Origin of the sequence: Anabaenopsis arnoldii (assembly GCF_028331025.1) — a bacterium.
Taxonomy (GTDB): domain Bacteria; phylum Cyanobacteriota; class Cyanobacteriia; order Cyanobacteriales; family Nostocaceae; genus Anabaenopsis; species Anabaenopsis arnoldii.
Genome location: NZ_JAQMUH010000062.1, coordinates 1 through 11,469, shown reverse-complemented (window position 1 = coordinate 11,469; position 11,469 = coordinate 1). Strand labels below are relative to the sequence as shown.

The window sequence follows — 11,469 nt, the reverse complement described above, 5'->3', positions numbered from 1 at the left end:
TTTAAATGGGGCGTACAACATATTAAGAAAAGCAGTCCTGAACGCTTTTGCAGACGGGATAGAGGGGTTAGGAGTAACTCCAATCAGGTTTACCCCTGGTAAAGTGACTTTGTAGATTTGTCTATAATTTCACAAACTCTGTACAGCAACCTTAAACCAAATCAAACATCCTTTCAGACATCCTCTAAAGTACGAAATAGGGCGCTATGCGCCTATTACTCCAGGTTTTTCGGCATTTTTGTTATAATGACTACCTGATTTGCGATGTTCAACGGCAGTCATACCATTATGTTCTAACAATTCACCTTCCTCCACAACAGCATAAATTAAGTATCTGTCGCCACATTCGAGTAAGTTGGTCACAGTACATTCCAGATAAGCTAATGCTTGAGTTAAAATCAAACAACCATTATTAGCCACCTTTGTCTCAAGATTGTTAAAGGGATTTTCCCCTATTGTGCTTTGACGGCAGAAATAACGCCGTAAATTTCGATTTTCTTCGAGAATATTCAGCACAAATTTGTCGCCGGGTTGACGCATTAAATCTGCATTTTGGTCTTGACCAATGGCAATTATAATTCCTGGTGGGTTAAACGTTGCCTGAGATACCCATGAGGTTAAAATACCTTTATGGCTTTCTACATCACGAGTTGTCACCACGCATAAAGAACCAATAATCCTTCCTACAGCTTGTTCAGTACGATCTATTTTCGCTTCCGTCACCACTTGGCGGAGAGTCCGCAGTTTCTTTGTTTTCTTTAAGTTTTGGGCAAAAGTCGCACCTGCTGACTGACAGTGTTGAACAGTTTCTGGTGTGGGACTAAAGCGCACCCGAATAGTTTCAAAGCCTAAACTGTAGTTAGCGTCTTTCAGTTTGCTTTCAATTAAATCTATAGCTTCGCCACTCCAACCGTAGGAGCCAAACACCCCTGCTAACTTGGTTTTCGCCGCTGTTGAAAGAACTATCCCTAAAGCAGTTTGAATTTGGGTGGGTGGATGACCCCCTAAAGTCGGAGAGCCGATAATAAAACCATCGCTGGCTTCAATTATACGGGTAATTTCTGTGGGGTCTGCCAATTCACAATTGATAGACTCAACATTGACATGATTTGCAATCAAACCTTGAGTAATGGCATGAGCTAAAATTGCCGTACTACCATAAGCAGAAGTATAAAGCAAAGCAACCCTTAAATCTTGAGATTTCTGTGCTTGACACCATTGACGGTAATCATAAGTAAAACGACTCAGACTGTAACGCACCACCGGTCCATGACCAGGAGCATAACATCTAGCTGGCAAAACAGCCAATTTATCTAAAACTGCTTCAACTTGTTTCCCTTGGGGTGCATGAAGACAGTCAAAGAAATAATGACGTTCTGCGTCTAATTTTTTCCAATCTTCATCAAATAAGGTATCTTCGCAAATATGAGCGCCAAAAAATTTGTCTGTGTATAAAATCTTAGTTCCAGGGTCATAGGTACAAAGACCATCAGGCCAACGAGGAGTAGGAACTGTAATAAATGACAGGTGATGTTTTTGTCCTAAATCTAAAGTATCTTCAAAACGCACAGCTTGAATGCGTGATTCCCACTCAGGAAAAGCACTTTTCAAAGCATTTGCAGCAGGACGAGAGCAAATTAACTTAGCTTGCGGTGCAAGGGAAAGTAACTCTTTGAGGGTAACTTGGCGGTTAGGATTCACGTGACCGAGAATAATGTAATCAAGGGTAGTGAAATCCAGATATTGTTCTAGTTCCTTTAGGTAAATAGCTGTAAAAGATTCACCAGGAGGGTCAATTAAAGCTTTTTTGTCAGCCTGAATTAGATAAGAATTGGCTGTAGTCCCTTTTTGACGGGAGTACTCAACTTCAAATTTTAGGCGTTCCCAAGTACGCGATCGCAAAATGAATGTATTTTCCCCAATATTTGCCACTTGTACGTCTCTGGGACGACTGAATGTCGCAATAGTCATAATGCTCTCCTGTGTTCTTTCAGTTCTTAATCACTAACTTTTGTTGATAGCGATTGCTATATTGTTTTTCTGGGTCTATACCTTCAAAAGTAGGGGGTATCCAAACTCGCAAAACTAACAGTACTCCCAGGACTAGCAAAAAGGCACAAGTCGCTAAAACTTGGCTCCAATCGGTTTCTAGTACACCTTTAACAATCACTTCTCTTAAAGCGGAGACGATAGCAACTTCTACAGCTACTCCAATAGATATGCGTTGTTCTTGCAGGTAAATAATCAGTAGTCGGAATAATTCCACTAAAATCAGTAAAAACAAAATATCGGCGGTCACAACATGGAAATCTAAAGGAGGAAGCAGGGAGAGAAACATATCCCACACTTGGATTACCATGAAGCTAAATAAACCCATACACAAGGAAACTACAATCACATCTTGGATAAATTCCAATGTGCGGACGATGCGACACCGATTGATTTCGTAAACAGAAATTTCACTATCTTCCAGAACAGGTTTGTACATATAGGACTCCTATGTGATTTTTCAACCAGACTCAGTATACACGGCAATTCTTCTTACCTGTTCCCTACTTAGACAAATCAATTCAGAAACCAAACCGGATTTCTAGATCAATGAAAATTGGGGATTGGGCTGTAATTGAAAATTCTGAGTTACTGATTTAGTAATGATTGCCGATTTTGCGGTGATGAACAGCAGTTAAAGCGTTAACATTGGCTACTCTGCCAGTTTTAACAGTGCTGTAAATAACCCAATGGTCACCACAATCCATCCGGCTAGTGATTTCACATTCCATATAGGCTAAAGCATCAGCCAAGATGGGAGAACCATTACTTGCTGGATAAGTTTTGACTCCTTCAAAGCGATTAGCACCCGGAGCAAACCGTTTCAGGAAATGTTTGATTAATCCTTGATGGTTATCTTCTCCCAAGACATTTAAAACAAAGCGATCGCCCAGTTGCATTAAAGATGCAATAGCTCGTTCCTTGGACACAGCAATGGCAACTCCTAAAGGCGTTAAACTTGCTTGTGTCACCCAAGAAGCCAACATTGCACTTTTAACCTCCCCTTTTTGGGTAGTAACAATATATAATCCTGAGCTAATTCTGCCTAGGGCTTGTTCTAAGTTGCTGTTAATGGATTGGATTTTTTTACTAGTGCGATCGCTACCCCGGCTTTGTCGGTCACGGGTCAACCATTGACCCATATCTGTACCTGCTTCTTCACACAATTTTTCTGTTTTTTGTCCTGGAATCTCTTTAATTAAAATCGGAGGGAATGCTTCAACTAATCCTAATTCTTGAAACTTATTGCGTAAGGGATAAACAGGCTCATCTTCTCCGCCACCAGATTCTAATAAACCTATAGCCTGCTTCTGATGTACAGCCGCCAAAATAGTATTTAAAGCAGATTGAGCCGTCACTGAATATTGGGATGGCATAGCAATCACTATTCCCGCAGCTTGAGATACCAATTCTCTAACTTCTTGTAATTCAGCAGTATTAATGTCTATTAGTTCTACAGCTACACCTGTTTTAGTACATCCATGTCCCAAAGTATGCACTAAATGTTCACCATAACCGTAATCTTCTGCATACAATAAAGCCACCAATATCTCTGTTTTAGCTTTGGCTAAACTCCAAGTTTTATAATTCTCTAACCAGTCAGAAATATGATGCCTTAACAAAGGTCCGTGACCTGTAGCTACGGTATTTATTTCTAAATTTTCAATCCGTTTTAATGCTGCTAAAACAGACCGCGAATTGGGTCCCATCAGACAGTCATAGTAATATTTAAAATCTCCTGCAATAGTAGAGAAATATTCATCATAGGTATGGTCATCACAATAATGCATCCCAAACACATCGCAGGTATAGAGAATCCCTGTTTTGTGCTCGTAGGTCAAAATTGTATCAGGCCAGTGTAAGTTAGGGGCGGATATAAACTCTAATTGGTAACCATTACCTAAATCTAAACGCTGTCCGCTTTTGACCAGCAATGATTTAAATGGCTGGTGAACCATATTTTCGAGAAACTGAATTGCTACCTTAGACCCAACAACAGTAATCTCAGGAGCTAACTGCAAAATATCCTTAACTAAACCACTATGGTCTGGTTCGGTGTGGTTAATAACTAAATAGTCTATTTTATTTAAATCAATTAAACCTGCAACTATCTCAAGATATAGTTGCTCAAATTTGCGATGTGAGGTGTCAACTAAAGCAATTTTTTCACCTTGAATTAAGAAAGAGTTATATGTTGTTCCATTTCGTAAACCAAATTCGATATCAAAACGTTCCCTATCCCAATCAAGACAACGAATAGCAGTTGTTTTAGAGGCAATTTCTACCGTTTGAACGGTCAAACGTCCTACATTAATAGCTTGAGTATCTTCTGTAAGTATGACCATTGATTTTCACCTCAAAAATATGGGAAATTCACTACTCTTTTATTTTGAACTAAAAACCACTATTAGTAAAATTTCAATTTCTCAAGCTATTGATTAGTAATATTTATCTGTTGTTGACCATAAAACGAGACCTGAGCCAATGGCTTTTAGACATGGGGATAAGTCGATAGCGACTTTAGTCGCATTAGAACGATTGACTGGCTTTAGCCACAGTGGTATAATAGTGAAAGGGAGTAAGAACAACCATCTACGTAAAGAAACATCCTAGTGCGGAGAAATCCCGGCAACGGACATATCCAACTTGATTTGGAATAGTTAAAGGGCAAATAATGGCAGGATGTTGAGCGTACCTAACTGGCATTGCGATGGACTCACCAAAGCAAAAAAAAAGTAAGCGCAATTGCAATACCTTTTGTCCTGGTAGTTGTTTTGAGCGTGTAGGGTGTTTTTGCCAGCACCATTGAAGGTCAGTTTGTGGACTCTTCAAGAATCCCCCGGCTTTAGACGTGGGGAGTGCCAAATCCAGCAAAAACAGTCGGTTGGATGCAGCAACAATCCCACGCACTTCGGCTGCGCTCAGTACAAGCTGAGTGCAAGTGCTTCTGGGCGTGGGATTGTCAATCTTGCAAACTACTGTGTAAAACTATCAAACTTTGCGCCAATTGACTGAGGCGGGTTTCTAGATATTGTTTGCGCCCTAAAAGTTGACGTAATTTTTGGTAACGGGCGATCGCCACGCTCACTATGGGTAATTCATCTGCTGGACAAGGACGTGACCAAACTTTACCAGCAGCATCCAAACCACAAAGATTATAACCAGTGCGGGGGGATTGATCAGAATTTCTACAAATCTCCTCTACATATTCCATCAGGCGGTCAACTTCCCCATGGCGGAGTGTCGCAGTTCCTCCCGGTTCTGGTTCTTTGACATGGGATTCTAACCAGCCATTAATAATCGGTCCTTCTAAGTAAATCTTTTGAATCTGTTCTATTATTGTTTGTAGTTCTGTTTGCCAACCAGTGATATGTTGCCCTATGTCTTGCAGTATATTCGTGGCTAATGCCGGATTAGCGCCGTGGCGATGACTACTAAAGCTAGGATGTTTAAATTTGGGTAAGTTGGGGGTTTTGCCACCCATCTGATGGGCGGGAAAGGTCTGCACACAGTGATGTTGTCCAACTAAATTCTCAACGCCTGAATGCTCACTAGGGGATACTGCGCCTAGTTCCTCGGTGTCTTTTTTACGTGAGGTAGATTCCGCCCCCCCGGTGCTAATCCTAAAGGAGAAAGAGGACTTTAACGAATCACCCGCTGGGGTGGTTGTAGTACTACGATTGCCTAAATCATGTAAAGTGGCTTCAATACGTTTTAAACCTGTTTTCATAAAAATATCCTGAAATGTCATGTTTCCACTAGTTTGGAAGAGTTCAGAATGCAGTCGTTGGGATAACCGTTATATTAGGATACAGTTTTGGGCAAAGTCATCTTAGTTACAGGACCAGCAAGGTCTGGTAAAAGTGAATGGGCGGAAACTCTGGCTATAAAGTCTGGTAAACCGGTGGTTTACGTCGCTACAGCCACTGAAAACCCAGAGGATACAGAATGGCAACAGCGTCTTCAAGAACACCAAAAACGTCGTCCCTCACATTGGGTAACGCTTTTGGTACCTGTAGAATTATCGACTACTCTAGCAGATGCCCAGCCAAATACCTGCCTTTTGATTGATTCTTTGGGTACTTGGGTCGCTAATCTTCTCGAACAAGATGAAGATACTTGGAGAAACACTCTAACAGAGTTATTGGCAACACTGCCACTGGTAGCTGCAAATATTATATTTGTGGCGGAGGAAACCGGTTGGGGTGTGGTTCCAGCTTACCCCCTTGGTCGCCAGTTTCGCGATCGCTTGGGTTCTCTCGTCCGCCAGTTAGGTGCTGTTTGTGAACCTGTTTATTTAGTTACGGGTGGTCATGTTCTCAATCTCAGCCTTTTGGGTACACCATTATGACCATCTCCTCAGCGCCCTGTCAGTTACTGTACCACTACTAAAATCTTAATTTGAAATTAAACATTCCCCCTTCAAAAATCCCCTGTAAAAATTTAAGATCATCCTATGGCAACTCAAAAAGAAGTAAGAGAGTATCTTGCCTACTGGTTTCAGTTGGGTAAGAAGGTGTTAACGGGCAACGGTCAGGCAAGTTTTTTGCCCGTACCTGTGCTGAAGGATGATGGCTACAGTGATGAATTTGAAGAATGTTGGCAAAAAATTATCTCTCAGACAACTGGCGAATGTTACCTTGATGGCACTTATGAAACCATTAGCGAACTCCTAACACCAGCTTGGGAACTTTTACCTTGTGGCCGTTGTCAGATGCCAATACCCAAGCGTAACTTAGGAATGCCGGCTTTGTTATGTCCTTGCAATGATTTACCTACTTGGCCTAACAGTGAATTACCAGCGCCCCGTACCCCCGTTAATACCCAATCACATTTAATGTCAATTCGTAATCGGATTGAGAGTAATTACAGCTGAAAGTGACGCATCTAAATTATTGGTAGGTTATTGGTAGGTTATTTGCCGTTGCACCTCGTATAACATTAAAGCGGCTGCGATCGCCACATTCAAAGACTCTACTCCTGGACTCAGGGGTATTTTCACTTGCTGGTCTGCCATGGCGGCTAAATCTGGCGACAACCCGGCCCCTTCATTCCCCAGTAAAATTAAACTCGGTTTTCGCCAGTCTACATCCCAGTAGGTTAAATTTGCTGTGGGTAGAGTTGCTACTACCTGCATTCCGGCTTGCTGACTTTGTTTGACTGTCCCTTGCAAATCTTCGGTTACTGCTGTGTTGACGCGAAACCACTGTCCTGCAGAGGCACGTAAAACTTTGGGGCTGTCTACGTCTACACTATCACGACTCAGCCATAACCCCGTAGCGCCAGTGGCTGCAGCCGTGCGAATTATTGTCCCTAGATTACCTGGGTCTTGAATAGTTTCCAGGGCGAGGACTAAACCAGTAAACGGCACTTGAGTTTGATTAATCCGCCGTTTTGCTGTGGCAATTACACCATCTGGTTGCACTGTGGTAGCGATCGCCTCTAAAATTTCTTTACTAACGATTTCTACCCTTTCACTGTGGTTACAAGCTGCTTCCCAGATTACCGGGTGGGAAATTTGCCATTCTGGCGTGCAACAGACTGTTACTAGTGGGTAATTCACCTGGCAAGCCTCCTGCAACAGGTGTGTTCCTTCCAGTAAACATAATTCTTGCTTATGACGCTCTTTGGTAGAGTGCAGCTTGCGGATTTGCTTGACTAAAGGGTTTTGGAGACTAGTTAACACAATTAGATAGTTTTGATTTTGGATTAGTCCAATCTCAAAAGAATTTCACAATCAAACACTTATGCGGAACCCGGGACTTGAACCCGGAAGCCTTGCGGCACTAGAACCTGAATCTAGCGCGTCTGCCAATTCCGCCAGTTCCGCTGGCATTCATTTTGATCAACGATTCATCATTATCACTTAAATATTTATTTTTGTCAAGTACCATCCCTAAATTATTCTTTCCACCTAGACTGGGGCAAGTCTGACCACCTCACAAAGCTTACTCCAGAATGTTTATAGACCTTAAGGAACCTGTGAATTCAAATTTATTAATACGAGATGTCTAAGAAAATGTAGAGAAATTAACTCTTTACTGTAGAATCAAAACCAACTTCTAACCTATAAAATTACGTATTGTTTTTGGAGGTAGGCTTATTAATCCTTCTAGCAGCTTACCAGATGCCAAGATTTCTCAGGAAGCAGACTCCTCAGTCTTGCAAATACGGGGTAGGCATCCTTTACGAGGCCATGTGAAAATCAGTGGGGCTAAAAATTCGGCACTAGTGATTATGGCTGGATCTTTGCTGTGTTCAGGCGATTGTCGCATCCGCAATGTTCCATTACTGGCGGATGTAGAAAGAATGAGTGAGGTGTTGTCAGCTTTAGGTGTTCGCATCACCAGAGAAGGTGACATTTTAGATATCAACGCCAGGGAAATTACCACATCAACAGCTCCTTACGAATTAGTTACCCAATTAAGGGCCAGTTTCTTTGCCATTGGGGCGATTGTGGCTCGGCTGGGGGTAGCACAAATGCCATTACCAGGTGGTTGTGCCATTGGAGCTAGACCAGTGGATTTACATGTGCGCGGACTCGAGTCCATGGGGGCTCAAGTGCGGATTGAACATGGCATTTGTCATGCCTATGTTCCGGGGAGTGGTGGTAGGTTAAAAGGGGCTAAAATTTACCTAGATAGCCCCAGTGTGGGAGCTACGGAAACTTTAATGATGGCCGCCACCCTCGCGGATGGGGAAACCATTATTGAAAACGCGGCACGAGAGCCAGAAGTCGTGGATTTGGCTAATTTCTGTAACGGTATGGGGGCTAAGATTCAGGGTGCTGGCAGTAGTCAGATTAAAATAGTGGGTGTGACCAAGTTACATTCTATCGACTACAGTATTATTCCTGATCGCATTGAGGCGGGAACGTTCTTAGTAGCGGGAGCTATTACTGGTTCAGAAATTAGTATGTCTCCAGTGTTACCAAACCACCTAATTCCAGTAATTGCTAAATTGCGGAAAATGGGTTTAACGATCATGCAAGAAGCACCAGACTGCTTACGTATCCTCCCCGCATCCAGCCTCAGAGCTACGGATATTGAAACTTTACCCCATCCTGGTTTTCCCACGGATATGCAAGCGCCATTTATGGCTTTACTAAGTGTGGCTGAGGGTGATAGCCTGATTAATGAGTCGGTGTTTGAAAATCGGCTGGGTCATGCGTCTGAGTTGAATCGCTTGGGAGCAGATATTCGGGTCAAGGGTAATACTGCCTTTGTGCGGGGAGTGCAGATTTTATCCGGTGCACCAGTTATAGGCGCAGATTTACGGGCTTCCGCAGCATTAGTTTTAGCAGGACTCGCAGCTGAAGGAGAAACGACGTTTCAGGGATTACAGCATCTTGACCGCGGCTATGATCGAATTGATCTGAAATTACAGCAACTAGGGGCGAAAATACTGCGCGTGGTTGCTGTACCACAAGATCCGGAATTAACTCCTAGCAGCAGTACTCCCCCAGCCTAAACTGGGGTACTCGGGGATCAGGGGTAATGAATGGGTACTGGGGACTGGGGACTGGCACTCAGGACTCAGCACTCGTTATACTAGCTGTGGGAGGCTGTTGATCTTCTGTTTTTTCAGGTTGTTATATCATGTCCTTGTTCAAAACTCCGCTCATCGGCTTAAAAGCTGACTCCTTTCGTCATCCATTAGACCTACAAGCCACCACATCTCTTAAGCAGATACCAGGTCTGGATATGATGGTGCGAAATTGGCTCGGACCGGTCGCCGAACAGGTTTTTTATGTGGAAAATATTGCCTCCAGTGTGTTGGTGGGTGAAAAACAATTGCCTGATTTATACCAATTATTGTTAGAAGCCTGCAAAATCTTGGATATAGACCCTCCCCAGTTATATATCCGCCAACATCCGGCTCCTAATGCTTATACTTTTGCTATGCGGGGTAAGCAGCCTTTTATTGTCCTCCATACTTCTTTGGTGGAACTGTTGACCCCACAGGAAATACAGGCGGTGATCGCCCATGAATTAGGACATCTTAAGTGTGACCACAGCGTTTATTTAACACCTGTGAATCTCTTGGTCTTAGCAGCTGCAATTGTCCCCAATGTGGGTACTTTTATCGCCCAAGCCATACAAACACAATTATTAGAATGGGTACGCTGTGCTGAGTTTACCTGCGATCGCGCTGCATTACTCGCCACCCAAGACCCCAAAGTTGTGATGTCAGTCTTAATGAAGTTAGCCGGTGGTTCCCCTACCCTAGCACCACAACTTAATTTAGAGGCCTTTGTCGCCCAAGCTCGTGCTTACGATGACATTAGTAAAACCGAAATGGGGGAAATGGTCAAAGCCACTCGCACATCCCAATTAACTCATCCAGTCCCAGTTCTAAGAGCTAGAGAAATTGACCGTTGGTCTAGCAGCCAAGAATATCAATCTTTATTGCAAAATCATGGAAAATCTACCAGTGAAGTTACATCCCCTGGAGGATGGCGCAATTGGTAGGATAGGACAACACCAAAAAAAAGGGGAAGATTTTTTCTCTTCCCCCTTTGGGTGCTTTGTCAGCTTGTTTGAGTTTTTGGCGTAACATTTGTCTTTGCTTTTTCAGTTGGCGTTTTCTCGCAGAACCGCCCCTACCTTTATCGTTTCTCCCTTCTGTGCGGGGAGATTCCCATCTTTTGAGTTGCATTGCTTGCTTATTTGCTCGGGTTAATCCTTGGAGGTGGTGCGTGTACCAGAACTTAAGTTGAGTACATCGGTGTTGGAGTTGACAGCTACTCGCATCGGGGAAAGGTTAAAACAACCGATACAAGTGGTTAACACCATGTCGGAGACTTTGTTGGAGGGGAAATGGGAAGTTAGTTACACCCCATCCCCAAAACCCAGCCCATACCCCAGACTCTCACGGTTGGATTGTGGTATCACCGAGGGTTAGTAGCTAGTTACTCTTTTCTTAACTAAGAATAACAAAAACTCACAGTTGCTGAAAATTTCCTCTCATCTTTTCGCTTGGTGACAGAATTACAGTAAAATCACTGTATGCTACTAAGATTCAAAACCCAACTTAAAGTCAACAAGCAACACCGACTACTACTAGGATAACACGCAGGAGTAGCCAGACACGCTTGGAATCAAGGGTTAGCACTTTGTCAACAGGCTAACACCTCATGGCTATTTGTTGTGAAACTTAAAGGCAAAATCTTCTCACCTACAGCAAAACCAACCCCGGATCTATATCTCTACCCTAAGATAGATGACAAACTTACAGTTATTCTAACTTAAAGTTATTTACACTTGTATAAATTTTAATAAACTGTCTGCTAAATCACTGTCAGCTATCCTCTATATTGAAATTTCTGCCCTTGTATATCCCCTAGTTTCCCCATGTCCAGACTTTTGATTAGCCAGTACCAAGCAGAAGTAGCCAAAATTATTCAGTTTGGCGGTTCCC

The 11,469-nt window shown here is 42.9% G+C and carries 11 protein-coding genes and 1 tRNA gene; 5 read left to right on the top strand and 7 right to left on the bottom strand.

All coding sequences use genetic code 11. The annotated features are described in order from the left end of the window. Positions 1-204 precede the first annotated feature (204 nt). From PN457_RS04810 to PN457_RS04795, 4 genes are all read right to left on the bottom strand, one after another. Positions 205-1,971 carry a diflavin flavoprotein gene (locus PN457_RS04810; protein WP_271731686.1) on the bottom strand — a complete coding sequence of 589 codons (1,767 nt, stop codon included), beginning with the start codon at positions 1,969-1,971 and terminating at the stop codon, positions 205-207. Between the two features lie 19 nt (positions 1,972-1,990). Continuing rightward, positions 1,991-2,488, bottom strand: coding sequence for a phosphate-starvation-inducible PsiE family protein (locus tag PN457_RS04805; protein ID WP_271731685.1), 498 nt, complete (start codon positions 2,486-2,488; stop codon positions 1,991-1,993). Between the two features lie 157 nt (positions 2,489-2,645). Then, a complete protein-coding gene (locus PN457_RS04800; RefSeq protein ID WP_271731684.1) occupies positions 2,646-4,394 on the bottom strand; it encodes a diflavin flavoprotein in 1,749 nt (582 codons plus the stop codon). Positions 4,395-5,011: 617 nt separating this feature from the next. After that, entirely contained in the window at positions 5,012-5,779 is a 768-nt protein-coding gene (locus PN457_RS04795) for a hypothetical protein (RefSeq protein WP_271731683.1), read from the bottom strand. Positions 5,780-5,866: 87 nt separating this feature from the next. Here PN457_RS04795 and cobU point away from each other — a divergent pair, with 87 nt between their 5' ends. Both cobU and PN457_RS04785 read left to right on the top strand, forming a co-directional pair. Further along, positions 5,867-6,400 carry a bifunctional adenosylcobinamide kinase/adenosylcobinamide-phosphate guanylyltransferase gene (gene cobU / locus PN457_RS04790; RefSeq protein ID WP_271731681.1) on the top strand — a complete coding sequence of 178 codons (534 nt, stop codon included), beginning with the start codon at positions 5,867-5,869 and terminating at the stop codon, positions 6,398-6,400. Positions 6,401-6,505: 105 nt separating this feature from the next. Continuing rightward, the gene (locus tag PN457_RS04785; protein WP_271731679.1) at positions 6,506-6,925 is read left to right on the top strand and encodes a hypothetical protein; all 420 of its coding nucleotides are present in this window, start codon (positions 6,506-6,508) and stop codon (positions 6,923-6,925) included. A 27-nt stretch (positions 6,926-6,952) separates the two neighbouring features. Here the strand turns inward: PN457_RS04785 and PN457_RS04780 are convergent, their stop codons facing one another. Next, positions 6,953-7,735, bottom strand: a complete 783-nt coding sequence (locus PN457_RS04780) for a TrmH family RNA methyltransferase (RefSeq protein WP_271731677.1) — start codon at positions 7,733-7,735, stop codon at positions 6,953-6,955. A 62-nt stretch (positions 7,736-7,797) separates the two neighbouring features. After that, positions 7,798-7,879, bottom strand: a tRNA-Leu gene (locus PN457_RS04775). A gap of 272 nt (positions 7,880-8,151) precedes the next feature. On the opposite strand from PN457_RS04775, the gene murA reads away from it, so the two are divergent. After that, a complete protein-coding gene (gene murA / locus PN457_RS04770; RefSeq protein WP_271731687.1) occupies positions 8,152-9,519 on the top strand; it encodes a UDP-N-acetylglucosamine 1-carboxyvinyltransferase in 1,368 nt (455 codons plus the stop codon). A gap of 128 nt (positions 9,520-9,647) precedes the next feature. Next, positions 9,648-10,520 (top strand): M48 family metallopeptidase, encoded by an 873-nt coding sequence (locus PN457_RS04765; protein ID WP_271731676.1) that lies wholly within the window; start codon positions 9,648-9,650, stop codon positions 10,518-10,520. Here the strand turns inward: PN457_RS04765 and PN457_RS04760 are convergent. Next, positions 10,489-10,707 (bottom strand): hypothetical protein, encoded by a 219-nt coding sequence (locus PN457_RS04760; protein ID WP_271731675.1) that lies wholly within the window; start codon positions 10,705-10,707, stop codon positions 10,489-10,491. The genes PN457_RS04765 and PN457_RS04760 overlap by 32 nt on opposite strands. A 27-nt stretch (positions 10,708-10,734) precedes the next feature. Here PN457_RS04760 and PN457_RS04755 point away from each other — a divergent pair, with 27 nt between their 5' ends. Further along, the gene (locus PN457_RS04755; protein ID WP_271731673.1) at positions 10,735-10,953 is read left to right on the top strand and encodes a hypothetical protein; all 219 of its coding nucleotides are present in this window, start codon (positions 10,735-10,737) and stop codon (positions 10,951-10,953) included. Positions 10,954-11,469: the final 516 nt, after the last annotated feature.